The 25,645-nt window shown below is 57.3% G+C and carries 25 protein-coding genes and 1 riboswitch; of the genes, 3 read left to right on the top strand and 22 right to left on the bottom strand.

Annotated elements, in window-relative coordinates; genetic code table 11:
* Window positions 1–324: 324 nt before the first annotated feature.
* Both FX155_RS02410 and FX155_RS02405 read left to right on the top strand, forming a co-directional pair.
* On the top strand, window positions 325–1,614 hold the full coding sequence (locus FX155_RS02410) for a dicarboxylate/amino acid:cation symporter (protein ID WP_154487709.1): 1,290 nt from the start codon (window positions 325–327) through the stop codon (window positions 1,612–1,614).
* Window positions 1,604–2,440, top strand: coding sequence for an alpha/beta hydrolase family protein (locus FX155_RS02405; protein WP_154487708.1), 837 nt, complete (start codon window positions 1,604–1,606; stop codon window positions 2,438–2,440). The genes FX155_RS02410 and FX155_RS02405 overlap by 11 nt, the downstream gene beginning before the upstream one ends.
* Window positions 2,441–2,461: 21 nt before the next feature.
* Here FX155_RS02405 and FX155_RS02400 read toward each other — a convergent pair whose 3' ends face one another.
* The 8 genes from FX155_RS02400 to FX155_RS02365 all read right to left on the bottom strand — a co-directional run bounded on the left by FX155_RS02400 (window position 2,462) and on the right by FX155_RS02365 (window position 8,898).
* The gene (locus FX155_RS02400) at window positions 2,462–2,833 is read right to left on the bottom strand and encodes a DUF488 domain-containing protein (RefSeq protein ID WP_154487707.1); all 372 of its coding nucleotides are present in this window, start codon (window positions 2,831–2,833) and stop codon (window positions 2,462–2,464) included.
* 19 nt (window positions 2,834–2,852) lie between these two features.
* Window positions 2,853–3,014, bottom strand: coding sequence for a hypothetical protein (locus FX155_RS02395; RefSeq protein ID WP_022487176.1), 162 nt, complete (start codon window positions 3,012–3,014; stop codon window positions 2,853–2,855).
* Window positions 3,015–3,020: 6 nt separating this feature from the next.
* Window positions 3,021–4,658 carry a hydroxylamine reductase gene (hcp, locus tag FX155_RS02390; RefSeq protein ID WP_022487175.1) on the bottom strand — a complete coding sequence of 546 codons (1,638 nt, stop codon included), beginning with the start codon at window positions 4,656–4,658 and terminating at the stop codon, window positions 3,021–3,023.
* A gap of 126 nt (window positions 4,659–4,784) precedes the next feature.
* Window positions 4,785–5,570, bottom strand: a complete 786-nt coding sequence (locus FX155_RS02385) for a ZIP family metal transporter (protein ID WP_154487706.1) — start codon at window positions 5,568–5,570, stop codon at window positions 4,785–4,787.
* Between the two features lie 12 nt (window positions 5,571–5,582).
* The gene (locus FX155_RS02380) at window positions 5,583–6,197 is read right to left on the bottom strand and encodes a hypothetical protein (protein ID WP_154487705.1); all 615 of its coding nucleotides are present in this window, start codon (window positions 6,195–6,197) and stop codon (window positions 5,583–5,585) included.
* Window positions 6,194–7,417 carry a phosphopentomutase gene (locus FX155_RS02375; RefSeq protein WP_154487704.1) on the bottom strand — a complete coding sequence of 408 codons (1,224 nt, stop codon included), beginning with the start codon at window positions 7,415–7,417 and terminating at the stop codon, window positions 6,194–6,196. Before FX155_RS02375 ends, FX155_RS02380 begins: the two co-directional genes overlap by 4 nt.
* Window positions 7,414–8,214, bottom strand: coding sequence for a uridine phosphorylase (udp, locus tag FX155_RS02370; RefSeq protein ID WP_154487703.1), 801 nt, complete (start codon window positions 8,212–8,214; stop codon window positions 7,414–7,416). Before udp ends, FX155_RS02375 begins: the two co-directional genes overlap by 4 nt.
* Before the next feature lie 93 nt (window positions 8,215–8,307).
* The gene (locus tag FX155_RS02365) at window positions 8,308–8,898 is read right to left on the bottom strand and encodes a hydrolase (protein ID WP_154487702.1); all 591 of its coding nucleotides are present in this window, start codon (window positions 8,896–8,898) and stop codon (window positions 8,308–8,310) included.
* A 163-nt stretch (window positions 8,899–9,061) separates the two neighbouring features.
* On the opposite strand from FX155_RS02365, the gene FX155_RS02360 reads away from it, so the two are divergent.
* On the top strand, window positions 9,062–9,628 hold the full coding sequence (locus FX155_RS02360) for an ECF transporter S component (protein ID WP_229778404.1): 567 nt from the start codon (window positions 9,062–9,064) through the stop codon (window positions 9,626–9,628).
* Between the two features lie 49 nt (window positions 9,629–9,677).
* Here the strand turns inward: FX155_RS02360 and rny are convergent, their stop codons facing one another.
* The 14 genes from rny to FX155_RS02290 form a co-directional block, all read right to left on the bottom strand.
* A complete protein-coding gene (gene rny / locus FX155_RS02355; protein WP_022487168.1) occupies window positions 9,678–11,207 on the bottom strand; it encodes a ribonuclease Y in 1,530 nt (509 codons plus the stop codon).
* A 200-nt stretch (window positions 11,208–11,407) separates the two neighbouring features.
* Window positions 11,408–11,944 (bottom strand): regulatory protein RecX, encoded by a 537-nt coding sequence (locus FX155_RS02350; protein WP_154487701.1) that lies wholly within the window; start codon window positions 11,942–11,944, stop codon window positions 11,408–11,410.
* Window positions 11,934–13,022, bottom strand: a complete 1,089-nt coding sequence (recA, locus tag FX155_RS02345) for a recombinase RecA (RefSeq protein ID WP_022487166.1) — start codon at window positions 13,020–13,022, stop codon at window positions 11,934–11,936. Before recA ends, FX155_RS02350 begins: the two co-directional genes overlap by 11 nt.
* A 60-nt stretch (window positions 13,023–13,082) precedes the next feature.
* Window positions 13,083–13,943, bottom strand: coding sequence for an Hsp33 family molecular chaperone HslO (hslO, locus tag FX155_RS02340; protein ID WP_154487700.1), 861 nt, complete (start codon window positions 13,941–13,943; stop codon window positions 13,083–13,085).
* Between the two features lie 9 nt (window positions 13,944–13,952).
* Window positions 13,953–14,414 (bottom strand): 6,7-dimethyl-8-ribityllumazine synthase, encoded by a 462-nt coding sequence (gene ribE, locus FX155_RS02335; protein WP_022487164.1) that lies wholly within the window; start codon window positions 14,412–14,414, stop codon window positions 13,953–13,955.
* On the bottom strand, window positions 14,411–15,637 hold the full coding sequence (locus tag FX155_RS02330; RefSeq protein ID WP_154487699.1) for a bifunctional 3,4-dihydroxy-2-butanone-4-phosphate synthase/GTP cyclohydrolase II: 1,227 nt from the start codon (window positions 15,635–15,637) through the stop codon (window positions 14,411–14,413). Before FX155_RS02330 ends, ribE begins: the two co-directional genes overlap by 4 nt.
* A gap of 12 nt (window positions 15,638–15,649) precedes the next feature.
* Entirely contained in the window at window positions 15,650–16,288 is a 639-nt protein-coding gene (locus tag FX155_RS02325) for a riboflavin synthase (protein WP_154487698.1), read from the bottom strand.
* Between the two features lie 4 nt (window positions 16,289–16,292).
* Window positions 16,293–17,390 (bottom strand): bifunctional diaminohydroxyphosphoribosylaminopyrimidine deaminase/5-amino-6-(5-phosphoribosylamino)uracil reductase RibD, encoded by a 1,098-nt coding sequence (gene ribD, locus FX155_RS02320; protein WP_326831103.1) that lies wholly within the window; start codon window positions 17,388–17,390, stop codon window positions 16,293–16,295.
* An 83-nt stretch (window positions 17,391–17,473) separates the two neighbouring features.
* Window positions 17,474–17,586: riboswitch (FMN riboswitch) on the bottom strand.
* 197 nt (window positions 17,587–17,783) lie between these two features.
* The gene (locus tag FX155_RS02315) at window positions 17,784–19,706 is read right to left on the bottom strand and encodes a TonB-dependent receptor plug domain-containing protein (RefSeq protein ID WP_154487696.1); all 1,923 of its coding nucleotides are present in this window, start codon (window positions 19,704–19,706) and stop codon (window positions 17,784–17,786) included.
* A 162-nt stretch (window positions 19,707–19,868) separates the two neighbouring features.
* Complete coding sequence (gene truA / locus FX155_RS02310) at window positions 19,869–20,606, bottom strand: tRNA pseudouridine(38-40) synthase TruA (protein ID WP_022487159.1); 738 nt, start codon at window positions 20,604–20,606, stop codon at window positions 19,869–19,871.
* Window positions 20,603–21,409 (bottom strand): energy-coupling factor transporter transmembrane component T family protein, encoded by an 807-nt coding sequence (locus FX155_RS02305; RefSeq protein WP_022487158.1) that lies wholly within the window; start codon window positions 21,407–21,409, stop codon window positions 20,603–20,605. Before FX155_RS02305 ends, truA begins: the two co-directional genes overlap by 4 nt.
* Window positions 21,403–22,266, bottom strand: a complete 864-nt coding sequence (locus FX155_RS02300) for an energy-coupling factor transporter ATPase (RefSeq protein WP_154487695.1) — start codon at window positions 22,264–22,266, stop codon at window positions 21,403–21,405. Before FX155_RS02300 ends, FX155_RS02305 begins: the two co-directional genes overlap by 7 nt.
* A complete protein-coding gene (locus FX155_RS02295) occupies window positions 22,251–23,087 on the bottom strand; it encodes an energy-coupling factor transporter ATPase (RefSeq protein WP_022487156.1) in 837 nt (278 codons plus the stop codon). Before FX155_RS02295 ends, FX155_RS02300 begins: the two co-directional genes overlap by 16 nt.
* Before the next feature lie 351 nt (window positions 23,088–23,438).
* Window positions 23,439–24,983 (bottom strand): AbgT family transporter, encoded by a 1,545-nt coding sequence (locus tag FX155_RS02290; protein WP_154487694.1) that lies wholly within the window; start codon window positions 24,981–24,983, stop codon window positions 23,439–23,441.
* Window positions 24,984–25,645 lie beyond the last annotated feature (662 nt).

The raw sequence follows: 25,645 nt of genomic DNA, 5'->3' as shown, positions 1-25,645 counted from the left end.
CGGAACCGGCAGTCCGGCCCGGCTTGCCGGACCCTGGCATAATGGATCCGGGCAATGAAGCTGTGGTCATAGCGGCTGCCCTGGAACTGGCCCAGGGCTCTGATGTATCCTTCGGTGTATTCTTCCATAATGGTTCCAGTGTACCGGATTTGGGCGGATTGTTCAACCTCTTTTATATATGGGTTAACGTAAAATCCATGAAGCAGAAATTCATACGTCCTGGAGGGACACTTGATAAAGAATCTGACTCTTTCTTGTATTTTAAGAAGGAAAGTTCTATAATTTGTTCATGTTCTTATTCATACTCAGTTAGGGGGACTTTTTATGACAACCGCAAACCGGTCGGGCCGTTCCGCCCTGGCCAACTATCGGGATCCCATTATCCTGATCACCTTCTGCATCCTGGGGGCCATTCTGGGCCTGGTACTGGGAGACAAGGCTTCCTTCCTGAAGCCCATTGGACAGATTTTCCTGAACCTGCTGTTCTGTCTCATCGTACCACTGATCTTTTTCTCCATTGCCGGCTCCATTGCCGCTACCAAAGATACTGGTAAGGTGGGGAAAATGATCGGCTATACCCTGATCATTTTCGTTCTCACGGCCACCATTTCCGGTGGCCTGATCCTGCTGGTGACCCATTTCACCGGAGTGCCCACCTCCTTTACAGCTCCTGCGGCGGCAGCAACCCAGGCAGCGGCCAAACCGGTGACCATTGCGGACCAGATCGTCAACACCCTTACGGTGGGAGATCTGCCGCTCCTTATTTCCCGGTTCCATGTGCTGCCCCTCATCATCCTGACCATTTTCTTCGGCATCTGCGTTTCCCTGATCGGGGAACCTGCCAAACCGGTGGTGGAATGGATGAACGCCATGAGCCTGGTGTGCTATAAAATGGTGGCCATTCTCATGAAGGCGGCTCCCATCGGCCTGGGCGCCTATTTTGCGGATCTCACCGGCACCTACGGCATCGACCTGCTGAAGACCTACGGCAGTGCCATGGTGGTGTTCTACACCGTGGTCTTTGTATACTTCTTCGTGTTCCTGGGATTCTATGCCTGGCTGGCCGCCGGCACCTGGGGCGTGAAGAACTATTTCCGGGTGATCCTGGCTCCGGCCCTGACGGCTCTGGGCACCCGTTCTTCCGCCGCCACCATCCCGCTCCAGATGGAAGCCTGTGACAAGCTGGGGGTACCCCGGGACATTTCTTCCGTAGTGGTATCCATGGGAGCCACCTGCCATATGGACGGTGCCTGCATCGCCGTGGTCTATTCGGAAGTGCTGGCCACCACCCTGTTCGGCCATCCCCTGGCGGGCTTTGACTTCATCCTGGCCCTGTTCCTGGGGGTTGCCGCTTCCGTGGCCACTTCCTCCGTACCGGGAGGCGGGGCTGCCGGGGAAACCATGATTGTTTCCGTATTCCACCTGCCGGAAAGCGCCTTCCCCATCCTGCTGATGGTCATTGAACTGTTCGACCCCGGGTGCACTCTGCTGAACTCCTGCGGGGATACGGTGGTATCCATGCTGATTACCCGGATCTTCCACGGAAAAAACTGGTACAAAAAGAATCTCAACGGAGACGCTGCTGGAAAGGAAGCTTTGACTTATGAAAATTGATGCCCGTTATGTGCTGGAAGAGCCCGATTACCAGGATGCTCCCCTGCCGGATTCCCTGGAACTGGACCTGCCCATTGACGGGGACCGGGTGCTGGGGGAAATCTACCTGCCCTCGGGGATCTATGAGGCACCCCACCCGGCGGTGGTCCTGTGCCACGGTATCCCGGGCACCAACAACAATGACGACCTGGCCCAGTGCCTGCGCCGGATGGGCTGTGTGGTGATCCGCCCCTACCACCGGGGAGCCTGGGGCAGCGAAGGTACCTATTCCTTCTCCCACTGCATCGAAGACGCAGTGGCCCTGGCCCGGTGGGCCCGGGAAGAGGTGGCCAAAGCCTACGCCATCGATCCGGCCAACATCTTCCTGGTGGGCCATTCCAATGGGGGGAACACGGTGCTGAACGCTTCCCGGTTCCTGCCCTTTCTCCGGGGCACCGTGGCCTTCTGTCCCTACGACCACCAGGCGGGGCTGGAACACGTGCCTCACAGCCAGCTGAAGGAGCTGTTTGCCCAGGCGGCCGCCGTGCTCCATGTGGGGCGGTTTGAGGATTTGTGGCAGGACAGCGTCCAGCACGCCCGGCAATGGAGCTTCGTCCAGAACGCCCACCGGTTCCAGGACCGGAACCTGCTGCTGATCGGAGGCAGCCGGGATACAGTGGCCCCTCCGGAATGGATGGTGGAGCCCCTGTGGAAAGAGCTGGAAGCCCTTCCGGGTACCGGCCATCACAAAAAAGTGATCCTCCCCAGCAACCACGCCCTGGACACCGTCCGGCTGGAACTGGCCCGGGTGATCGGGAAGTGGATCGAGGAGACCATTGACCGCTGACAGAGAAAAAGAGACTGATGCTCAGGCACCAGTCTCTTTTTTCTCTATCCACTTTTTCAACACAACCGCATTGTTATGCTCCTGGTCTTTGGCTCCGTACAGCAAGGTTACGTTGCCCTGGGCCAGGGCTTTTTTTATTTTTTCCACAAAGGGTCCCGCTTCCGGATTGGCTTCCAGCTCCTGTTGGTAGCCGGCGGCGAATTCCGGGAACTTTTCCGGATCGTGGCCGAAGGACCGGCGCAGTCCGTTGGTGGGAGCAATCTCCTTGTCCCAGCCGGTAAGGGCTGCGTTTTCCTTTTTAATGCCCCGGGGCCACAGCCGGTCCACCAGGAACCGGCTGCCGTCCGTTTCAGCGGGGGCTTCGTAAATCCGTTTTACTTGCAGCTTTCCCATGGAAAAGCCTTCTTTCTTGTCAGCGGGCCTGCCGTTTTTCCCTCTCAGCCACCTGCTCACAGGCGGTCAGGGGATATTCCTCCGAATTGTGGTGGAATTCGATGCAGGGCTCACAGTCCTTGTACCGGGGGCAGTGGGTATGGCTGCAGGGGCAGGTATCCGGATCGTACAGTTTGATCATGGCTGATCAGGCTCCGAAGAACAGTTTCATGTCGTCTTCCACGTTGGTGATCCCGGCAATGCCGAAGTTCTTCACCAGCACATTGGCCACGTTGGGGGACAGGAAGGCAGGCAGGGTGGGTCCCAGATGGATGTTCTTCACACCCAGGTACAGCAGGGCCAGCAGGACGATGACGGCTTTCTGTTCGTACCAGGCAATGTTGAAGATCAGGGGCAGTTCGTTGACATCTTTCAGGCCGAAGACTTCCTTCAGTTTCAGGGCGATCAGAGCCAGGGAGTAGGAGTCGTTGCACTGACCGGCATCCAGCACCCGGGGAATCCCGCCGATGTCACCCAGATTCAGTTTGTTGTATTTGTATTTGGCGCAGCCGGCGGTGAGGATCACCGTATCTTTCGGCAGAGCCTTGGCGAATTCCGTATAGTATTCACGGCTCTTCATCCGGCCGTCGCAGCCAGCCATGACCACGAACTTCTTGATGGCGCCGGATTTCACAGCATCCACCACTTTATCAGCCAGGGCAAAGACCTGTTCATGGGCGAAGCCGCCTACGATGCTGCCGGTTTCGATTTCAGTGGGAGCCGGGCAGGTCTTGGCCTGGGCGATCAGTTCGCTGAAATCCTTGTGGCCGTTTTCGTCAGCGTCAATGTGACGGCAGCCCGGGAAGCCGGTGGCACCGGTGGTCCACAGACGGCCCTTGTAGCTGTCTTTGGGGGGAACGATGCAGTTGGTGGTCATCAGGATGGGTCCGTTGAAGCTTTCGAATTCTTCCTTCTGTTTCCACCAGGCGTTGCCATAGTTGCCGGCGAAGTTCTTGTATTTCTTGAAGAACGGATAGTAGTGGGCAGGGAGCATTTCAGAATGGGTGTATACATCCACGCCGGTGCCTTCGGTCTGATCCAGCAGCATTTCCAGGTCTTTCAGGTCATGGCCGGAGATCAGGATGCCCGGGTTCTTCCGGACGCCGATGTCCACAGTGGTGATTTCAGGGTTGCCGTAAGCGGTGGTGTTGGCTTTGTCCAGGAGAGCCATGCCCTGTACGCCGTATTTCCCGGTTTCCAGAGTCAGAGCCACCAGGTCATCCACGCTCTTGCTGTCGTCCAGAGTGGCAGCCAGGGCCCGCTGGATGAAAGCGTCCACTTCTTCGTCGTCCTGAGCCAGCACGTTGGCATGCTTGCTGTAGGCGGACAGGCCTTTCAGGCCGTAGGTGATCAGTTCCCGCAGGGACCGGATGTCTTCGTTTTCGGTGGCCAGGACGCCTACGGTTTTGGCTTTGGCATCGAATTCGCTTTCGTCCCCGTTCCACAGAGCGGCAGCAGGCAGGCTGGAAGTGTCATCCAGCTGGGTCAGCAGATCAGCTTTCACAGCCAGGGTTTCTTTGATCCGGGCAATAATGGATTCCCGGTCGAAGTTGGCGTTGGTGATGGTGGTGAACAGGTTCACGGTCACCAGATGGTTCACGTTCCGGCTGACGGATTTGCCGGCGGCACGCAGGGCGGTAGTCACAGCGGACAGACCCTTGGTGGCGTAGATCAGCAGATCCTGCATGGCAGCCACTTCCGGCTTCTTGCCGCAGACCCCGACAACGGTGCAGCCTTTGCAGCCGGCAGTTTCCTGACACTGATAACAGAACATCTTGTTTTCCATAGGTATACTCCCCTTTTCTTATAAAAACTTCAACAGATTGTTTTCTCACTCGATGGCTTTATTATAGTCCGGAGCAGGAAAAGAATCCGTTGTTTAAACAACGCATAGAAAATTTTATGATTTTCTCTACCCCAGTGCCACATCCAGGGTCATCATCACTGTGAACCCCAGGGCGAAGGTGAGGACTCCAATATTGGAATGTTCTCCTTCGGACATTTCCGGAATCATTTCCTCCACCACCACATAGAGCATGGCCCCGGCGGCGAAACTGAGGAAATAGGGCAGCAGGTGGCCGATGACCCCGGAGGCCAGGATGGTCCCCACCGCCGCAATGGGCTCCACGATGCCGGACAGTACCCCGCCCAAAAACGCCCGGTGCCGGTTCATCCCTGCCGCCTTGAGAGGCAGAGAAATGATGGCCCCTTCCGGGAAATTCTGGATGGCGATCCCCAGGGACAGGGCAATGGCGCTGCCCAGGGAAATGGATCCGGGATCAGTGAGGAACCCGGCGTAGATCATCCCCACCGCCATCCCTTCCGGGATGTTGTGGAGGGTCACCGCCAGCAGCATCATGGTGGTCCGGGCCAGATGGCTCCGGGGCCCTTCCGGTTCATCGGTGTTCATGTGGAGATGGGGGATCACCACATCCAGCAGCAGCAGGAACAGGATTCCCGCCCAGAAGCCCACCACCGCCGGTACAAAGGCGAAATTCCCCAGCCCGGCACTTTCCTCCAGGGCCGGGATCAAAAGGCTCCAGATGGACGCTGCCACCATGACACCGGCGGCAAAGCCGGTGAGCCCCCGCTGGACATTCCGGTGGAGCTGTTCCTTCATAAAATACACGCAGCCGGCCCCCAGACTGGTTCCGGCAAAAGGGATCAGGATCCCTTTCCAAACTTCAGGACTGATCATCATTCACCTCCTTCAAATCAAATCTTTCCCCTCCATGGTCATGGCCAGGTTGCTGAGGGCGTACTGGATTTCTTTTTCCGGATGGACTGCCAGGGCGATATCCGTAGTTTCCACCTTCCGGAGCTTTTTCTTCATGTACTTCCCCGGATCCTTCCGATAAATGTACATATCCGCCCCGGACACCACCCGGAGCAGGGTATCCGGTCCGTCATCGTCCCAGCCTCCCAGGAACATGGGCTGGATGTAGAATTCGTCCATGGCCCGGACCACCAGGAGGGACACCACGGTGGCTCCCGTTTTGTCGGCAATCTTATCCAGGACTTCCTTTTCAATGGGGTACCCGTCTCCTCCGAACTGGAGCAGCACCTCATTGGCCCCTTCCGCCGCCTGGGCATCAGGGAGGAAGACATACTTCGCCCGGGGATAGGCCTGGCGTACCTGGCGCTTCCACACTTCCTTCATGGAGGCAGTGGCTTCTCCCGTATGGTCATAGACCACAAAGGCAATGGTCTTCCGATCCAGCAGGTCAGGGGCGGCCGCCTGTTCTGCCGCCTCTGCCGGCACCATCAGGAACAGGCCCGTCAGGACGAAACAAAGGGTCAGCAGCAGCTTTTGGAATCTTTTCATTTCAGCACCTCCTGGGCTTTCCCCCGGGCCAGTTCCAGTCCCAGATGATGGGCCAGGATCTGCCCTGCATCACTGTAGGTATCCATGGGTTCCAAGGGCCCGGGCTTCACTTCCGGTCCGAAGAACAGCATGGGCACGTGTTCCCGGGTGTGGTCCGTCCCTTTCCAGGTGGGGTCGCACCCGTGGTCCGCAGTGACCAGCACCAGGTCTCCGGGCTGGAGCCGGGCCGCCAGTTCCGGCAGCCGCCGGTCCACGGTCATAAGCCCTTCCCCGTAGCCTTTGGCGTCCCGCCGGTGGCCGTAGGTGGAATCGAAATCCACGAAGTTGGTGAACACCAGACTCCGGTCTCCGGCAGCGTCCAGGGCCTCCAGGGTGGCGTCGAACAGGGCGTCCAGGCCGGTGGCATGCCAGGCCCGGGTTATCCCCCTGTGGGCGAAAATATCTGCGATTTTCCCCACCGCATAGACCCCACCGGCTTTTTCGTACACTTCATCCAGCAGGGTCTTTTCCGGCGCCGGTACTGCATAGTCGTGGCGGTTCCCGGTACGGGTGAATTCCCCGGCCTTTTCCCCTACAAAGGGACGGGCGATGACCCGGGCGATGTGGTAGGGCTGGACAAGTCTGTAGGCAATCTCACAGAGTTTGTACAGATTCTCCAGTCCGAAGGTCCGTTCATGAGCGGCAATCTGGAGCACCGAATCAGCGGAAGTGTAGACAATGGGCTTGCCGGTACGCATGTGCTCTTCTCCCAGTTCCTGGATGATCACCGTGCCGGAAGCGTGCTTTTCCCCCAGCACACCAGGGAGATGGCCTTCCCGGATCAGCCCGTCAATGATGTCCTTCGGGAAGCAGTGGGGCTTGTCGGGAAAATAGCCCCAGTTGAACATCACCGGCACTCCTGTCAGTTCCCAGTGGCCGCTGAGGGTATCCTTGCCGCTGCTGATCTCTTTGGCATAGGTATAGGCCCCGGCCAGGGGTTCCGGACTGCCGATGGAATGGGCCAGGTCCTCCCCGGTACTCCTTTTGTGGGCCAGTTCCAGCCCATACCGGGCCAGGTTGGGCAGGGCCAGGAAGGACGCTCCCGGGGCCTGCTCCTTCTGCCGGGCAAACCAGCGGGCAATGTGGCCCAGGGTATCCGCTCCGGCGTCTCCGAATTTTGCCGCATCAGGGGCGCCCCCGATGCCAAAGGAATCCATCATCAGGATGATGCACCGTTTCATTTCTTTTCCTCCCTTCCCAACAACTCGTTCAATGCCCGGCGGACAATGGTCTGGAACCGGTTCTCCGCCAGCCGGTAGATTTCCGGCAAGGCAATGCTTTCGCTTTCCGTCCGTTTGGCCACCACCCCGCACAAGCTGGCCGCCTTCAGGCCCAGGGCCTGGGAGGTGACGAACACCGGGGCGGTTTCCATTTCGTAGTTGGTGACCCCCAGCTGCTGCCATTCCTTCATGCTCCCCTGGAACCGGCGGAGTACATAGCCGGTGAAGCTGTCGTACCGTTCCTGGCCGGGCCAGAAGGTATCCGAGCTGCAGCAGATGCCCACCTGATGGGGCACATTTTCCACCAGGGCCGCATAGGCCAGTAGCTGGGTCAGTTCAAAATCCGCCACCGCCGGGAATTCCAGAGGGGCATAGTGGGAGCTGGTGCCCTCCAGCCGGACCGCGGCCTTGATGATCACCACATCTCCCAGTTCCAGGCCGTCCTGGATGGAGCCGGTGGTCCCCACCCGGATCACCCGTCTGATCCCCAGCCGGGCCAGTTCTTCCAGGCAGATGGCGGTGGAAGGTCCTCCCATGCCGGTGGAGCACACCAGTACCGGCCGGTTCTGGACCTGGGTGAGACAGCTGGTGTATTCCCGGTGGCTGGTCAGATCCACCGTAGGACCCATGGCTTCCGCCAGGGACCGGACCCGTCCCGGATCCCCGGGCAGCAGGGCCGTATCCGCTCCCATCAGCCGTTCCCGGGACAGCTGGGTATGATACATGACTTCATGAGGTTCCGCATAATGACGATCCATGGTATCACTTCCTTGGTTGCAGTTCTCTTTCTCTTTATTATACGAAAGAGCAGGACCCCTGTTCAAGGCCCCGCTCCCCCTGTTTTTGGCCCTTCAGGCCTTTCCTTCTTCTTTTTCCATGGTTTCCCGCACGGTTTCCTCACAGGACCGCATGGCCAGGATGCTCTGTTCGAACAGTTTGTTCAGATCCCAGCCCAGCATGTCCGCCCCCTGCTGGATCACGTCCCGGCTGCAGCCGGCAGCAAAATGCTTGTCCTTGAATTTTTTCTTCAGGGACTTCACTTCCATATCCTGGACGCTTTTGCTGGGGCGCATAAGGGCCGCTGCCCCGATGAGCCCGGACAGTTCGTCCACCGCATAGAGGACCTTTTCCATTTCCTCCCTGGGTTCCACATCGCTGCACCGGGGCCATCCGTGGCTGGCCACCGCATGGATCAGCCGGTCGTCCCAGCCTTTTTCCTTCAGGATCTCCGCTTCCTTCCGGCAGTGCTGTTCCGGATATTTCTCAAAATCCAGGTCATGGAGCAGGCCCACCATGCCCCAGAAGTCTTCCTCATCCCCATAGCCCAGTTCCCGGGCAAAGTACCGCAAGCAGCCTTCCACCGTCAGTCCATGCTGGAGATGGAAGGGTTCCTGGTTGTATTCTTTCAGCAGTTCCCAAGCTTCTTCGCGCGTATTGGCCATTTCTGTCTCTCCTTCCAACGTCATTATCCCCAGTATACCACAAGGAGTGGATGAAGGAGAAACAAAAGTTCCGGAAGAAGCACATTTTTCTTTCAAAAACGTTCAAACCGTGTATTTTTTCACAGGAGGGCCGGCGCTATAATAAAAAGCTATAAGGGAGTTGATGAAATTGCAGGAACAGCAAATACGCAAACTGACACTGGCAGGGATGTTCGCCGCACTGGCCTTCGCCTGCTTCTCCTATCTCCGGATCGAGATTCCCATGGGTCTGGGACTGACCGGGAAAATCTACGTGGGCCACGCCTTCATCCTGCTGTCCGCCCTGGTGCTGGGGGCCAGATACGGAGCCCTGTCCGGGGCCATTGGCCTGGCTCTGGCGGACCTGCTGGCCGGGTACACCACTTCCGCCCCACCCACCTTCCTGGCCAAGTTTCTCCTGGGCTGGTCCACTGCCTGGGCGGCTCAGCACCTGTGCCAACTGGACCGGCTCACGGAAGACAGAGCCCGGCTCCGGGCCGCGGCCCTGGCCTCCATCTTCGGTTCCATGGTGAACGTGATCACCGAGCCCCTGATCCGCTACAGTTTCAAAGTGTTCATCCTGGGCCTGCCCCAACCAATCGCTTACGTAAGCGCCATAAACTGCGCCGTCAGCATGGCGGTGAGCAATGTGGTGTCCGTGGTGCTGGCAGTGGTGCTGTATCGGGTGATGGAGAAAAGCATAGGGCTGTGACCCACAAATAAAAAAGGACTGTTGCCCATGCAACAGCCCTTTTTTATTTCTACTTCGCATAATCCACTGCCCGGGTTTCCCGGACGATGACCACTTTGATCTGTCCCGGATATTCCATATCCTCTTCGATCTTCTTGGCCACATCGTGGGCCAGGATGGTGGCGGCATCGTCGTCCACCTTTTCCGGTTTCACCATGATGCGGATTTCCCGTCCGGCCTGGACAGCATAGCATTTCTCCACGCCGTCGAAGGATTCGGCGATTTCTTCCAACCGCGTCAGCCGTTTCAGATAGGTTTCCAGGGTCTCCCGACGGGCTCCCGGCCGTGCCGCAGAAATGGCATCGGCGGCGGAAACCAGCACTGCCTGGACGGATGTGGGTTCGCAGTCTCCGTGGTGGGACATGATGGTGTTGATGACGATATCGGATTCGTGATACCGTTTGGCCACTTCCGCCCCCAGGTCCACATGGGACCCTTCCACTTCGTGGTCCACGGCCTTGCCGATATCGTGGAGCAGCCCGGCCCGTTTGGCCGAGTTCACGTCCACCCCCAGTTCGGCGGCCATCAGGCCGGCCAGATGAGCCACTTCGGTGGAATGTTTCAGCACGTTCTGTCCGTAGCTGGTCCGGTATTTCAGACGGCCCAGCAGCTTGATCAGTTCCGGATGGATGCCGTGGACACCCACTTCGAAGGTAGCCTGTTCCCCGGCTTCCTTGATCTTCTGATCCAGTTCCTTCTGGGCTTTTTCCACCATTTCCTCGATCCGGGCCGGATGGATCCGGCCGTCGTTGATCAGTTTCTCCAGGGCGATCCGGGCCACTTCCCGGCGTACCGGGTCGAAGCCGGAAATGATCACCGCTTCCGGCGTGTCGTCGATGATCAGATCGATACCGGTGAGAGTTTCCAGGGTCCGGATGTTCCGGCCTTCCCGGCCGATGATCCGGCCTTTCATCTCATCGTTGGGCAGAGGCACCACAGTGACCGTGGTTTCCGCCACCTGGTCGGCAGCGCACCGCTGGATGGCCAGGGAAATGATTTCCCGGGCCTTCTGGTCCGCGGTATCCTTGGCTTCCTGTTCCATTTCCTTGATCAGGCGGGCTTTGTCATGTTTGACTTCCTCCCGGACATTGTCCAGGAGTTCCTGCTTGGCTTCTTCACTGGTGAGACCGGAAATCCGTTCCAGTTCCACCATCTGCTGGTCGTACAGGGCATCGACTTTGGCCTGGGCTTCCCGCAGGCGGTTGCTTTGTTCCAGAAGTTTTTCTTCCTTCTTTTCATAAGCATCCATTTTTTTGTCGACGTTTTCTTCCTTCTGGACCAGACGCCGTTCATTTTTGCTGAGTTCCGCTCTTCTTTCTTTATTTTCCCGTTCCATTTCGGACCGGAGACGGTGGATTTCTTCCTTGGCTTCCAGCAGCGCTTCCTTCTTCTTGGCATCGCCTGCTTTCTTGGCATCTTCCAGGATCTGTTTGGCTGTCTCTTCTGCAGAGCCGATTTTCCCTTCAGCTACATTTTTACGAGCCAGATATCCCCCTCCAACGCCTAATAAACAAAGGACTACAGCAATAACTACACTCATGGGATCTATGATGAGCACCTCCTCTTTTGCGAATTTTTCATAAAACCCTACTCATACAACAAATAAGGCAACCAGAGGTCGCCTTAACACCCAATGAACGCGATTGGACAGAAATATTTTATAGTATTTTCACAGAGGTGTCAATAAAAAGGGGCTGTTGCCTGGGCAACAGTCCCTTTTTAGTCTCTAATCACTAGTCCCTAGTCTCTAGCCAGTGGAGGGAACCCGGTCTCGGGTTCCTGGAATTCCATTGAAAAATCTTCCAGGGCCATGGCGATGGGGCCGGTGCCGAAGCCCCGGCTGGCCAGCATCCGGGCCAGAGCGGCTTTGGCCTTTCTGGGGTCTTCCGGATATTTCCGCCGGATCTTGTCCCCCTGGGCCTGGGCCAGGGCCAGAGCCCGGTCCGTTTCTTCCTCTTCGGTGACTTCCCCCAATGCCTCCCGGGCGTCCTCTCCGGACAGGCACCGGCGGGTGAGCATCAGCCGGAGATACTGCTTTCCGTAGAACTTCTTCCGCCGCCAGGCATCCAGCACCGACCGGGCACACCGAGCATCATCCACAAAGTGATGGTCCGCCAGTTTCTGGAGCACCTGGTCCTGGAGTTCTTCCGGGCAGCCCCGTTCCCCCAGCTTCTGCCGCAGTTCCCGGGTACTGTGGTCCCGGAGGGCCAGCTTGTCCAGGCAGAAGTTGTAGGCTTCCGCATGGGTGGTCAGCAGCTTTTTGGATTTACTCCACATGGTCTCCGTCCGTTTCCGGAGTCATGACCAATTCATCCGGTTCCTGGGCGCCATCCTGTGCCTGGACCGGTTTCCCGTCCGCCGGCAGGCCGGCTGCTGCCCGGATCCGGGCTTCCACTTCAGCAGCCATATCCGGATGTTCCTTCAGGAAGGTCTTGGTGTTTTCCCGCCCCTGACCGATCCGCTGGTCTCCGTAGGAATACCAGGCACCGCTCTTGTTCAGGATGTTGTACTGGACACCCAAGTCCACCAGGCATCCTTCATGAGAAATCCCTTCCCCGTACATAATGTCGAATTCCGCCTGTTTAAAGGGAGGCGCCACCTTGTTTTTCACCACTTTCACCCGGGTATGGTTCCCGATGATGTCGTTGCCGCTCTTCAGGCTTTCCACCCGGCGCACATCCATCCGGATGGTGGAGTAGAACTTCAGGGCACGGCCCCCGGTGGTCACTTCCGGATTCCCGAACATGACCCCCACCTTTTCACGGATCTGGTTGATGAACACGGTCGCCGTACGGGACTTGGCAATGACCCCGGTGAGCTTCCGGAGGGCCTGGCTCATAAGCCGGGCCTGGAGCCCTACATGGGAATCCCCCATATCCCCTTCGATTTCCGCTTTGGGCACCAGGGCCGCTACGGAGTCGATGACGATAATGTCTATGGCACCGCTGCGCACCAGGGCGTCACAGATTTCCAGGGCCTGTTCCCCGGTATCCGGCTGGGAAATCAGCAGGTTGTCGATATCCACGCCCAGGTGCCGGGCATATTCCGGATCCAGGGCATGTTCCGCATCAATGAAGGCCGCGTAGCCGCCCCGTTTCTGGGCCTCGGCGATCATGTGCAGGGCCACGGTGGTCTTGCCGGAAGATTCCGGTCCATAGATCTCGATGATCCGGCCCCGGGGAATCCCCCCTACCCCCAGCGCAATATCCAGGGACAGGGCCCCAGTAGGAATGGTTTCAATGTTCATTTTGGCGCTGGCAGCCCCCAGCTTCATGATGGACCCTTTGCCAAAGTCCTTTTCAATCTGTTTCAGAGCCGCATCCAACGCTTTATTCTTATCCGCATCCAAACTCATGGTATCATCTCCTTGTACTGCAGTTGCTTCTATTTAGTATATAAACATTTGTTCGTAAAGTCAAGGTTTTCTGGGGAGATCTTTCAATTCCTGCTGGGTAAACACGTAGGATTTGTTGCAGTACTGGCAGTGGACCTCGGTCTGAGGGTCCTGGAGGATTTCTTCGAAATCCTTTTTGGGCAGGCCGCAGAGCATGCCCGCCACTTTGTCCCGGCTGCAGCCGCAGTGGAAGGAAACCGGATGGGATTCCAGGATCTCCACAGGCAGCCCCTTGGCCACCTTCCGGATCATTCCTTCGGCATCCAGACCGGTCTGGAGCAGTTCCGTCACATAGGGCAGGGTCAGGATGTTGTCTTCCAGGGTCTTGATGGTCTCTTCCGAAGCATCAGGGAGCAGCTGGACAAAGTATCCGCCGGAAACGGCCACGGAGCCGTCCTTCTCAATGAGTACCCCCAGGGCCACGCTGGAAGGGGTCTGTTCCGATACCGCCAGGTACCGGGTAAGATCCGCGGCGATTTCCCCGCTTTTCAGGGTGGAGACCCCGGTGAAGGGTTCTCCCTGGAGAGGGCACCGGGTAACGGTGACCACCCCATAGTGGCCCACCCCGCCGCCTACATCCAGCTTGCCGTTTTTCAGAGGCAGCATCACTTCCGGGTGCATTACAAAGCCCCGGACCTGATAATCCCGGGCATCGGCCATCACCTGGCCCAGGGGGCCGTCCCCCTTGAACCGGACCGTCACCGCTTCCCCGGCCTTCATGGTGGCCGCCAGCAGCAGGGCTCCGGCGGCGGTACGGCCCAGGGCTGTCGCTGCCAGAGGGCTGCAGTGGTGGATCTCATTCATGTGCTGGGTCAGGTGGGTGGTGGTCACGGCATAGATCCGGGCATCCCCGGCGGTGGCCTTGACTAACACATCTTCCATAGGCACCTCTTACAGCTGTTTGGCCAGGTTGACCATTTCGATCACGGCCATGGCCGCATCGGAGCCCTTGTTCCCGGCTTTGGTGCCGGCCCGTTCCACGGCCTGTTCGATGTTTTCCGTAGTGACCACCCCGAAGGCAGTGGGCACTTCCGTTTCCATGTTCACCAGGGCAATCCCCTTGGACACTTCGTTGCATACATAGTCGTAATGGCTGGTGGCACCCCGGATCACAGCCCCCAGGGCGATGATCCCGTCATACTTGCCGCTTTTGGCCATTTTCTTGGCGATCAGAGGGATTTCAAAAGCCCCGGGCACCCAGGCCACGGTAATGTCATCCCCATTGGCCCCATGCCGGCGCAGGGTGTCTTCCGCCCCGCTGAGCAGCTTGCTGGTGATGAATTCGTTGAAACGGGATACCACGATTCCGATTTTCAGCCCTTCCGCTAACAGTTGTCCTTCCAGAATTTTCATTTTACATCCTCCACATCTTCATGTAATTCATGGCCCATGCGCACCTGTTTGGTGACCATGTACCGATGGTTGTAGCAGTTGTCTTTCATGATGATGGGCACTGTTTCCGTAATGGTGATTCCATAGCCGGAAAGGCCTGCCCGTTTGGCCGGGTTGTTGGTCATCAGCCGGATGCTGGTGAGCCCCAGGTCCGCCAGGATCTGTGCCCCGATGCCGTAATCCCGCATATCCGGTTTGAAGCCCAGCTTCACATTGGCGTCCACCGTATCCATTCCCTGATCCTGGAGTTCATAGGCCCGGAGCTTGTTGGCCAGGCCGATGCCCCGGCCTTCCTGCTGCATGTACAGCACTACCCCGCAGCCTTCCTTTTCGATCATCTTCAGGCTGGTGGCCAGCTGGTCCCCGCAGTCGCAGCGGAGAGATCCCAGGGCGTCCCCGGTCAGGCATTCGGAATGGACCCGGACCAGCACATTCTTTTTGCCGGCCACATCTCCTTTGATGATGGCCACATGGCATTTGTCATCCAGGTCGTTTTCATAGCCGATGGCCCGGAAGGTACCGTATTTGCTGGGCAGGGCCACATTGGCGATCCGGTGGACCATTTTTTCCGTCTTTTTCCGGTAGGCGATCAGATCCGCCACGGTGATGAAGGTCAGATTGAACTTCTTGGCAAATTCCATCAGTTCCGGAGTCCGGGCCATGGTGCCGTCATCGCTCATGATTTCACAGCAGATGCCCACCGGTTTCAGCCCTGCCAGACGGCACAGGTCCGTGGTGGTTTCCGTATGGCCCGTACGCCGGAGCACCCCGCCTTCCCGGCTGCGGAGGGGGAATACATGTCCCGGCCGCCGGAAGTCTTCCGGTTTGGCGCTTTCGTCGGCGCATTTCTTGATGGTGTAGGCCCGTTCCACGGCAGAGATCCCGGTGGTGGTGTCCTTGTGGTCGATGGATACGGTAAAGGCGGTTTCATGGTTGTCCGTGTTGTTGGCCACCATGGGTTCCATCTGGAGCCGGTCCAGGATGGCCCCGTCACAGGGCATGCAGATCAGGCCCTTGGCATGGGTGGCCATGAAGTTGATGTCGTCGGGAGTCACATACTCCGCACTCATGATCAGATCCCCTTCGTTTTCCCGGTCGGGATCGTCGGTGACCAGGACCATTTTGCCGGCACGGATGTCCGCAATGGCCTGTTCGATGGAATCAAACTGAAATTTTTTATCCATGGTTTTCACTCCTTAAAAAAATCCATTTTCGAAAAGGGTTTCCTTGGTAAGGCCCCCGGTTTTTCTGGTTTCCAGCATCCGTTCCACATATTTCCCCAAAATGTCCGTTTCCAGGTTCACCCGGTCTCCGGTCTTTTTGAAGCCCAGGGTGGTGAACTGGACGGTAAGGGGAATCAGGGAAACGGAAAACGTGGTGTCCGTCACTTCCGTAATGGTCAAGCTGATGCCGTCGATGGCGATGGAGCCTTTGGTGACCATGCCCCGGAGCAGGTCCGGGCTGCAGCTGATGGTGGTGACCTTGGCGATCCCTTCAGGACGGATCTTCACAATGGTCCCTACCCCGTCCACATGGCCGCTGACAATATGGCCGTCCAGACCGTCTCCCACATGGAGGGTCCGTTCCAGGTTGATCCGGTCCCCCTTCTTCAGGGAACCGATGGTGGTCCGGCGGGCGGTTTCCGGCATTACGTCCACCGTGAACCGCTGGCTGTCGAATTTCGTCACCGTCAGGCAGGCCCCGTTGCAGCAGACGCTTTCTCCGATTTTCAGAAGGGGCGGGATGGTCTGGGCGGCAATGGTCAGCCGGTAGGAATTCTGTTCCCGGCGCAGGTCCTCCACCTTGCCCAGTTCCGCAATGAGTCCCGTAAACATGGGATCAGCTCCTTTCCAACAGACCGGTGACCATCAGGTCCGTGCCGAAGGCCTCGTAGTGAGGTTCCAGGAGGGTCACCCGCAGGTCCATGTTCCGGGCGCCCCGGCCTCCGATGGGGCTCAGGTTCCGTTTTCCCCCGATCAGGCAGGGCGCAATGAAGGCATAGATCCGCTGGGCCAGTTTCCCATCAAAGAAGGCACCGTGGACCTGGCTGCCCCCTTCCACCAGGAGGCTGGTCTTTTCCTGCTGGCCCAGTCTGTCCAGCAGGATTCCCAGATCCAGGGCCCCATTCTTTTCCGGGATCTGCCATACGGTCACCTGGTCCAGGGCCTGGAAGGCCGCCACCTTTTCCCGGTCCGCCTTCAGAGAGGTGACCAGGAGGGTCCTGGCTTCCCCATCAGTGAACACCTTCCGGTCCATAGGCAGCTGACAATGGCTGTCCAGGACGATCCGAAGGGGATTCTTCCCTTCCACCAGACGGCAGGTCAGGGAAGGATCGTCGTTGAGCACCGTGTTCTTCCCCACCAGGATGCAGTCGTAGATGCTCCGGAGCCGATGGGCATAAGTCCGGGACTGTTCATTGGAGATCCATTTGGAATCCCCGGAAGCCGTGGCGATCTTTCCGTCCAGTGTCATGGCGTATTTCAGGGCCACAAAAGGACGGCCCGTCTTCATCCAGTGCATGAACACCTCGTTCTGCCGGTTGGCTTTGTCCGCCAGCACCCCCCGGACCACTTCCACCCCTGCTTCCTGGAGCCGGGCAAAGCCCCGTCCGGACACTTTCGGGTTGGGATCATCGGCGGCGGCCACCACTTTTTTGATGCCCGCCTTGATCAGGGCTTCACAGCAGGGGCCGGTGCGGCCGTAATGGGAACAGGGCTCCAGGGTCACATAGGCGGTGCAGCCTTCCACCTGGTCTCCCGCATCCCGCATGGCCATGATTTCCGCATGGGGCTGGCCAGCCTTGTGGTGGTAGCCCTTCCCTATGATCTTCCCTTCCGGGTTGACAATGACGCAGCCTACAAGGGGATTGGGACTGGTGCAGCCCCGGGCTTTTTCCGCCAGATCCAGGGCCATCTGCATATATTCTTCGTCTGTCACAGGTTCACCCGCTTTCAAGATTACAGTAAAAACAAAAGCCATGCCATCCAGGGGAGGATAGCACGGCAAATACACTTTTCCGAAACTGTCTTTTCTCATCCAGACTGTACTGTCGGTATCGGAATTCCACCGATTCGTGCCGAGGCTCGCGGACTTTACCGCCGGTAGGGAATCGCACCCCTCCCCAAAGACAAAACTTATGCTGTTGTTTCGGGATTATTATATCATATCTGGGAGGGAATGCAAGAAGGGGGCCACAGAGTGGCCCCCTTCTTGCACTAGTCTCTCGTCTCCAGCCAAAGGAAAAAATTTGCAGGCAAATTTCAGCAATGGACCGTTAATTCCTTCCGTCCCGCTCTGTACTCTTCACTCTGTACTCTTCCTTTTTTGTTGTCAGAACGAATATTCTACCCCGACGATGATCCGACGGCCGGGCATGGGATAGATATCCTGGTTGTTGAATACACCGCTGTATTCTGCATAGGCTGCGTTGTTCAGGTTGTAGAAGTTGGCAAAGCCGGTCCAGTTGTGGGTGAACTTGTACCGGGCAGCCAGGTCCAGGGTGAAATAATTGTGTTCCCCGTACTTTTCGCCGGACAGACCGGAACCACCCCGGCCGGTCAGGGACACATTCCATTTGGTGTCATGGTACCGGACACCGGCCTGGTAGTAGTTGGGTGCATAGCTTACATCCTTCACATAGCCCTTGCCGTCGTTCTTGTCGTCTTCCACCTTCACATAGGTGTAAGCGGCATTCAGTTCCCACAGCTTGTTCAGGTGGTGGGTCACGGACAGGCTCATACCCCGTTTCTTCTGCTTGTTGATGTTTTCCGCCTGCCAGTAGTACCCATAGTCGGCCCACCGAATGGCGTCATTCAGCTGGCTGTAGAAGCCGGTGATGCCCACATCGGTTTTTGGATCGATTTTGAAGTTGTACCCGGCACTCCACACATTCCCGGTTTCCGGCTTCAGGTTTTCATTTCCCCGCATGAAATCATAAGAATCCCGATAGAACAGATCATCGGTGGTCGGGGCTCTGAACACGGAATTCCAGCTGATATAGGCATTGCTGTCCTTGCTGAACTTTTTGTTCACGGCCACACTGCCAGTGGTCCGGTTGCCGGCTTTGCTGTGGTCATCATACCGGACGCCGGTGTTCAGCTGCCAGGTGGGAGCAAATTTCCACTGATCCTGGAGGAATACGGCTTTGTTGTTGTATTTCCCATCCGTATAGATGCCCACGTGGTCCACTTTTGCATTCCGGTATTCCAGCCCAGCCACCAGGGTATTGGTATCGCTGAGGACGAAATTCTGCTGTCCTTCCAGACCCCAGTCCGTTTCATTCATATCCCCGTCATTATAAGAGAATGTCCCGAAATTGCTGTATGCGTAGTAATTTCTGTAAGCCTGCACATAGCCGGAGTTCCCGGCATCCCGGTTCCAGTCATACCGCACGCCCACATTGTTGGTCTTTTTCGTTGCATGACGCTGGTCCATATTGGGCATGCCATAGGTGTACAGCCCGGAATGGAAATTCCCATCCAGATTGGAGTAATCGTAGTTCACCGTCAGGCCGTCACTTTTGGTGAAGTCCTGGGTCAGTTTCAGGGAAATGGCATCCTGGGTGTAATCGGACTGGCCGTCCCATCTTTTGGTATCCCCGTTGGTATCCTTGTACTTCAGGTAAGAAGCCTTGTTCCGATTCACCCCTACCTGGAACCCGGTCTTGTCCTGCTTCCCGCCGAAAGAAACCCCCAGGTCCTGGGTTCCCCAGGAACCGTAGCCCACATGGACCGTCCCGGTGGTTTCTTCCGGGGTCTTGGTGATGATGTTGATGACGCCGCCTACAGCATCGGCCCCGTACAGGGTGGAAGCCCCGCCTTTCACCACTTCGATCCGTTCGATCATGCTGACCCCGGGCAGGGTGTTGGCATCAAAGGTGGATTTCCCGCTGGTCAGTCCCATACTGTTGTTTACCCGGCGGCCGTCCACCATGACAACCACCCGGTCGTCCCCGTTCAGGATTACCCGCCGTTCAAAGGCCGGACCGCTGGCATCCAGGACCCGTGCCCCGGGCACATCCTCCAGGGCGTCGGTAACGGTCCGGTAGCCCCGGTCGGTGATCTGCTGGCTGGTGATGACCGTTACATCGGCAGGAGTATCTGCCTTGGTGTTCTTCAGCCGGTTGGCGGTAATCACGATGGTTTCATCCTTGCCGGTTTCCGGTGCGTCTGCAGCCCAGGCCACCCCGGTACTCCCCAGCGTCACCGCAGCCAGAACGGCCCCGGTCACTTTCCGTTTCCAAATTTTCTTCATCTTAAAACTTCCTTTCTTTTTCACGAAATATTCACCTAACAGTGTACTGTAAAAAAGAACTTCCCGCCAATAGGAGGAAGTTATGGGTTGCTATAGGTTTAAGTTATAGCAGAGGGAGGATTCTGTACATTGCGTCCAGCATCCTCCCTCTGTCAGCGGCCCCTAATACCTTACCCTTACCAGATACAGCCCCTGGGGCGGAGCGGCCATGCCGGCCTGTTTCCGGTTTTTGGCGGCCAGGACTTTGGCGAAGTCTTCTGTATCCCATTTTCCCGTGCCCACCCGGACCAGGCAGCCTACGATGTTCCGGACCATCCGGTACAGGAACCCATCCCCGGTGATGGTAAAGGTGTACAGGTCCCCCTCCTGGACCCACCGGGCTTCTGTCAGGGTCCGCACCGGGGAAGTATCCTGGCTCCCCTGGTTCTTGAAGGAGGTAAAGTCGTGCTTTCCCAGGAGCAGGGCCGCAGCCCGGTTCATGGCCTCCACATCCAGTTTCTCCCGGATCTCCCAGGTGGTGTTCCGCTGGGTAGGGTCCGGCAGGGGGGAATAGTAGATTTTGTACTGGTAGGTTTTGTCCACCGCATCGAACCGGGCGTGGAAATCGTCCCGGACCACTTCCGCCTCCCGGATGGCAATATCCGGCGGCAGATGGGGCTCCAGGGCCCGGCGGTAGTTTTCCGGAGGGATCCGGGATTCGGTGGCAAAGGAAATCACCTGGCCCAGGGCATGGACCCCCGCGTCCGTCCGGCCGGCAGCCTTGATCAGGATGGGCTCCTTCAGCACCTCTGTCAGGGCCTTTTCCAGCACCTGCTGGACCCCCACCCCGTTTTTCTGCCGCTGGAACCCCTGGTAGTTGGTCCCGTCATAGGCTACCGTAGCTTTGATGGTCCGCTTCATGCAGGGAGCCCCCATCTCAGGAAGGCCAGCAGGGCAAAGAGTCCCAGCATCACCAGACCGGTGAGAGCATCCCCTTTGCCGTAGACCAGTTCATGCATCCGGGTCCGGCCTTCTCCGCCCCGGTAGCACCGGGCTTCCATGGCCAGGGCCAGTTCGTCGGCCCGGCGGAAGGAGGAGATGAACAGAGGGATCAGGATGGGCAGCATGTTTTTGGCCCGCTTCATGATGTTCCCGGAAGAAAAGTCCGCACCACGGGACATCTGGGCCTTCATGATCCGGTCCGTCTCTTCCAGCAGGGTGGGGATGAACCGGAGGGCAATGGTCATCATCATGGCCAGTTCATGGGCGGGCACCCCGATTTTCTTGAAGGGCCGGAGCAGAGCCTCGATGCCGTCAGTAAGCACAATGGGCGAGGTGGTGAAGGTCATCAGGGAAGACACCAGGAGCAGCAGCACCAGCCGCAGGGACATCTTCACCCCCAGTACGATCCCTTCTTTGGTGATGGTGATGAATTTCCACTGCCACAGCACTTCCCCCGGGTCCGTGACAAAATGGATCACCATGGTAAGCAGGATGATGATCCACAAGGGCTTGATGGACCGGAGCAGGAGTCCGGCCGGCAGTTTGGCCAGGGCCGCCCCCACCACGATGAACCCGATGAGGATCCCGTAGGAAAGGGGCGAATTGGCCAGGAACACCATGACCATGTAAAACAGCACCGCCAGGATCTTGGTCCGGGGATCCAGCCGGTGGATACAGGAATTCCCGGGATAATACTGTCCCAGGGTAATGTCTGTCAGCATGCTTTCCACCCCTTTGCTTTGTCAATGGCCCGGATCAGTTCGGCTTTGGTAATGGGCGTCCCTTCAATGGGGAGTCCCTGCTGCCGGAGTTCTTCCGCCAATTTCACGCTTTCCGGCACATCCACGGAAAGAGCTTCCAGTTTTTCCCGTTCATGGGTGAACAGTTCCCGGGCCGGGCCGTCCAGCTGGAGCCGGCTGTCGCTCATGACCAGGAGCCTGCTGGCGTACTGGGCTGCTTCTTCCATGCTGTGGGTGATCAGCAGCACCCCCATTTTCCGTTTTTCGAAAATCTTCCGGAGCTGGCCGAAAATGCTGTCCCGGCTGATAGGGTCCAGACCGGCACTGGGTTCGTCCATGATCAGGTAATCCGGTTCCATGGCCACCACCCCGGCAATGGCCACCCGGCGCATCTGTCCCCCGGACAGCTGGAAGGGGGACCGCTGGGCGAAACTGTCAAAATCCAGGTCCACGAATTCCATGGCGCTGCGGACGGCTTCTTCCACTTCCGGTTCCGTCTTCCCCTGGTTCCGGGGACCGAAGGCAATGTCTTCATAAATGGTTTCCGCAAACAGCTGGTGCTCCGGATACTGGAACACCATACCCACCCGGTTCCGGGCGGCTTTGGCTTCCGGTGTCTTGGCGGCCAGGTCCACCCCGTCCACCAGCACTTTCCCGGCCATGGGATGGAGCAGCCCGTTGAGATGTTCCGCCAGGGTGGATTTGCCGCTGCCGGTGTGGCCGATGAGAGCCACGAATTCCCCTTTTTCCAAGGTAAAGGACACATCATCCAGGGCTTTCTTTTCCAGGCTGGTGTGGGTCATATAGGTATAGGAGATATGGTCTACTTGGATGGACATAATGCTTCACACAACTCCTTGTGGGTAATGATGGGCGGCAGCTGGTGCCCCTGTTTGTCCAGGGCATCGGCCACTTCTGCCGCCAGGGGACATTCCAGCCCCAGGCCCCGGATCCGGTCCACCTGGGTGAAGACTTCCTTGGGAGTCCCTTCCAGGACGATTTTCCCCTTTTCCATGGCGATGATCCGGTCCGCCAGGATGGCCTCCTCCATTTTGTGGGTGATGTACACAATGGTAATGTGCTTCTCTTTGTTCAGTTTCAGCACGGTGGAGACGATTTCCTTCCGGCCCTTGGGATCCAGCATGGCGGTAGGTTCGTCAAAAACGATGCACCGGGGTTCCAGAGCCAGCACCCCGGCAATGGCCACCCGCTGTTTCTGTCCTCCGGACAGCCTGTGAGGGGCCCGTTTGGCGTAATCCAACATGTCCACTGCCGCCAGGGCCTGTTCCACCCGGGGACGGATCTCCGGCCCGGGAACCCCGATGTTTTCCAGCCCGAAGGCCACATCTTCTTCCACAATGGCCGCCACGATCTGGTTGTCCGGGTTCTGGAACACCATGCCCACCGTCTGGCGCACCGGCCAGAGATTTTCTTCTATGGCGGTATCCAGACCGCCCACCAGACAATGTCCGCTGGTAGGGGTCAGGAGACCGTTGAAATGACGGGCCAGGGTGGACTTGCCGCTGCCGTTGGTCCCGATAATGGCGACAAATTCGCCGGGGGCAATGGACAGATCGATACCCTGGAGCGCGGTCATTTCCTGATTTTGCCCATCCACATAGGTATGGGTGAGATTTTTCGTTTCAATGATCGGTTCCATAACTTCCTCCATAAAGTTAAATTATAGCTTTGTTTACCGGAATCAGTCAATAATAAAGGGGGGTGTCGCACGTTCCGTGCAACACCCCCTTAGCTGTAGAGCCGCATAGCGGCTCAAGTCTGGAGTCTGAAGTCTGGAGCCGAAGGTTAAATTTGCAGGCAAATTTTTTGAATGTGTAGAACCTTTGGACGAAATAATCTCTCAGATTGATTGCGATTCTGGTTTTACAGAATCAAAAGGATCCGTCCAGCCAGACGGATCCTGTCCTGAGACTTCCGACTTCAGACTTCAGACTAAGGGGCTGTTGCGCATGCAACAGCCCCCATCAACGGTACAGCATTTTTTCTATTCTTACAGCACTCCCGCCGGCAGGGCCATTTCCACCCCCGGCCCGATGGGCAGCCCCAGGGTCATCCAGCCAATCAGGAAGATGATCCAGGCAATCTGCAGGCAGACGGCAATGGGGATCAGGTTGGACACCAGGGTGCCGATGGCCGCCTTAGGCATGTATTTTTCCTGAGCCACACTGAGGATCATCCACAGATAGGGATTCATAGGGGTAAAGCAGTTGGTGGGAGAATCCCCCAACCGGTACAGCAGCTGGGTAAAGCCGGGATGATACCCCAGCAGCATGAACATGGGAATGAAGATGGGGGCAAAGATGGCCCACTTGGCGGACCCGGAGGACATGAAGATGTTCACCAGGCTGGTAATCAATACAAACAGCACGCACATGGGCAGGCCCGTAAAGCCCACATTCTTCAGGAAGTCAGCCCCACCGATGGCCAGCAGGGTCCCCAGATGGGTCCAGCTGAACAGGGCCTGGAACTGGCCGCAGAAGAAGCAGAACACCACAAAGGCGCCCATGCCGCTCATCTGATGGACCATGGCCTTGTTTACATCCTTGATGGTCTTGAAGGACCCGGTGGTGAACCCGTAAGTGAGCCCGGCCAGGCTGAACATGACGAACAGCAGGGGAATCAGCCCTTTCAGCAGAGGGGATCCTACGAAGGTGTGCCCGTCCTTGGACAGGACTCCGGCGAAGAATCCGGCCACCAGCACCAGGATGTAGGCCACCACAACCAAAGCGGCCCGGTTCAGCCCCTTCACTTCGATGGGCTTCACTTCTCCCAGTTCCTCATCGGCTCCCGGACCGTCATAGACCCCGAACCGGGGTTCCACGATCTTGATGGAAACCAGAGCGATGATAAAAGCGCACAGGAAGGTGGAGGCAAACATAAAGTACCAGTTGCAGGTCACATCCACCGCAAAGACCCCGGCCTTGCCGAAGAACCCGTCAATGGCCTGGTTGGTGAGCCCCTGGAGCAGGGAGTCGGTGCCGGCAATCATCAGGTTGGCCCCGAAACCGGCTTCCGCACCGGCAAAGCCCACCATCATCCCCACTACAGGATGTTTCCGGACCCCGATATATGCCACAGCCGCCAGGGGCGGGATTACCACCATGGCCGTATCAGAGGCGATGTTGCCGCAGACCCCCAGGAAGGCCACAATAAAGGGCACCAGGGACGGAGGCACCCCTTTCATGCACCGGCGGAGGAGAGCCGCCAGCATACCGGATTCTTCACAGAATCCGATGGCCAGAGTCATGGTGATTACCAGGCCCAAAGGAGCGAATCCGGTGAAGTTCTTCACCAGGGTAGTCAGCAGCCACTGGATGCCGGCGGTGGTGAAGAAGTTCTGGGAGGTTACGATTTTGTGGGAAGCAGGGTTTTCCAGAGCGAAGCCTGCCTGGGTGCAGATGGCCCCCACCACGGCGGTGATTACAAACAGGATGCAGAACAGAATGGCCGGGGGCGGCAGTTTGTTGCAGACCCGCTCTACCGTATTCAGGAAGCGGTCCAACAGACTGTTTTTTGTTGCGTTCTTGGTTTCCATTGAGAGTCCTCCTTTGTTTCGGTTCCACTGGAAAGAGACAACATTTTTCTTTTTCCAAAAGGATCCGGATGTTCTCTGAAAAGAAATTCAGAGACATTGTCAAGAATATTACAAGATTTCTCCCATATTATATCAGAAACCAGGACAAAATTGTTGAATTTAAAATAATTTTCTGAAGAAAAGTCCATTTTATGCGGACATTCTCGGGATATTTTTCATTTTTTGTTCCGACTTTCCACTCCAATTCGTTCCAGTCTCCTTGGTTCTGCAGCAAGAACATAGTTTGCTGATTTTAACAGAAAATTGCAGATTCTTTCTTTTCCATACTAAAGTGTATTCCCCCATCTCCAAAACAGAACAGCCCCATCCGCCTGCACCGTCCCTGCCCTTTCTATCCGGATTCCTTACTGGCACTGACAATGAGAAGTATCGTTCGGATGCCCTCCTTTCAACTGCCGTATTCCCCAATAAAAAAGAACCCGTCCGTTTGGGACGGGTTCTATCCATCGGCCCGAGACTCGAGACCCGAGACCGTGGAAAGGTGTATCATATATTTAGACAGTATGAAGCGAGACTTTCTTGGAGAAAGGAGCGTCTTTTATGAAGAGTCTAAAAATGTACACCAGGGATTTCAAAATCCAGGTATGCAAGCTTGTTTTGGA

Source organism: Acidaminococcus fermentans (genome assembly GCF_009696675.1).
GTDB lineage: Bacteria > Bacillota > Negativicutes > Acidaminococcales > Acidaminococcaceae > Acidaminococcus.
This window is presented reverse-complemented; position numbering and strand designations above follow the sequence as displayed.

Coding starts and splice junctions, on each gene's coding strand:
- FX155_RS02300 (WP_154487695.1), bottom strand. CDS start 22,266: ATGTCCATCCAAGTAGACCATATCTCCTATACCTATATGACCCACACC.
- FX155_RS02405 (WP_154487708.1), top strand. CDS start 1,604: ATGAAAATTGATGCCCGTTATGTGCTGGAAGAGCCCGATTACCAGGAT.
- udp (WP_154487703.1), bottom strand. CDS start 8,214: ATGGATCGTCATTATGCGGAACCTCATGAAGTCATGTATCATACCCAG.
- recA (WP_022487166.1), bottom strand. CDS start 13,022: ATGAGTTTGGATGCGGATAAGAATAAAGCGTTGGATGCGGCTCTGAAA.
- FX155_RS02290 (WP_154487694.1), bottom strand. CDS start 24,983: ATGGAAACCAAGAACGCAACAAAAAACAGTCTGTTGGACCGCTTCCTG.
- FX155_RS02400 (WP_154487707.1), bottom strand. CDS start 2,833: ATGGGAAAGCTGCAAGTAAAACGGATTTACGAAGCCCCCGCTGAAACG.
- FX155_RS02330 (WP_154487699.1), bottom strand. CDS start 15,637: ATGGATAAAAAATTTCAGTTTGATTCCATCGAACAGGCCATTGCGGAC.
- FX155_RS02295 (WP_022487156.1), bottom strand. CDS start 23,087: ATGGAACCGATCATTGAAACGAAAAATCTCACCCATACCTATGTGGAT.
- FX155_RS02365 (WP_154487702.1), bottom strand. CDS start 8,898: ATGGCCAATACGCGCGAAGAAGCTTGGGAACTGCTGAAAGAATACAAC.
- FX155_RS02375 (WP_154487704.1), bottom strand. CDS start 7,417: ATGAAACGGTGCATCATCCTGATGATGGATTCCTTTGGCATCGGGGGC.
- truA (WP_022487159.1), bottom strand. CDS start 20,606: ATGAAGCGGACCATCAAAGCTACGGTAGCCTATGACGGGACCAACTAC.
- FX155_RS02305 (WP_022487158.1), bottom strand. CDS start 21,409: ATGCTGACAGACATTACCCTGGGACAGTATTATCCCGGGAATTCCTGT.
- hcp (WP_022487175.1), bottom strand. CDS start 4,658: ATGGAAAACAAGATGTTCTGTTATCAGTGTCAGGAAACTGCCGGCTGC.
- FX155_RS02325 (WP_154487698.1), bottom strand. CDS start 16,288: ATGTTTACGGGACTCATTGCGGAACTGGGCAAGGTGGAGGACCTGCGC.
- FX155_RS02395 (WP_022487176.1), bottom strand. CDS start 3,014: ATGATCAAACTGTACGATCCGGATACCTGCCCCTGCAGCCATACCCAC.
- FX155_RS02350 (WP_154487701.1), bottom strand. CDS start 11,944: ATGTGGAGTAAATCCAAAAAGCTGCTGACCACCCATGCGGAAGCCTAC.
- FX155_RS02315 (WP_154487696.1), bottom strand. CDS start 19,706: ATGAAGAAAATTTGGAAACGGAAAGTGACCGGGGCCGTTCTGGCTGCG.
- ribE (WP_022487164.1), bottom strand. CDS start 14,414: ATGAAAATTCTGGAAGGACAACTGTTAGCGGAAGGGCTGAAAATCGGA.
- FX155_RS02385 (WP_154487706.1), bottom strand. CDS start 5,570: ATGATCAGTCCTGAAGTTTGGAAAGGGATCCTGATCCCTTTTGCCGGA.
- hslO (WP_154487700.1), bottom strand. CDS start 13,943: ATGGAAGATGTGTTAGTCAAGGCCACCGCCGGGGATGCCCGGATCTAT.
- FX155_RS02410 (WP_154487709.1), top strand. CDS start 325: ATGACAACCGCAAACCGGTCGGGCCGTTCCGCCCTGGCCAACTATCGG.
- FX155_RS02380 (WP_154487705.1), bottom strand. CDS start 6,197: ATGAAAAGATTCCAAAAGCTGCTGCTGACCCTTTGTTTCGTCCTGACG.
- rny (WP_022487168.1), bottom strand. CDS start 11,207: ATGAGTGTAGTTATTGCTGTAGTCCTTTGTTTATTAGGCGTTGGAGGG.
- FX155_RS02360 (WP_229778404.1), top strand. CDS start 9,062: ATGAAATTGCAGGAACAGCAAATACGCAAACTGACACTGGCAGGGATG.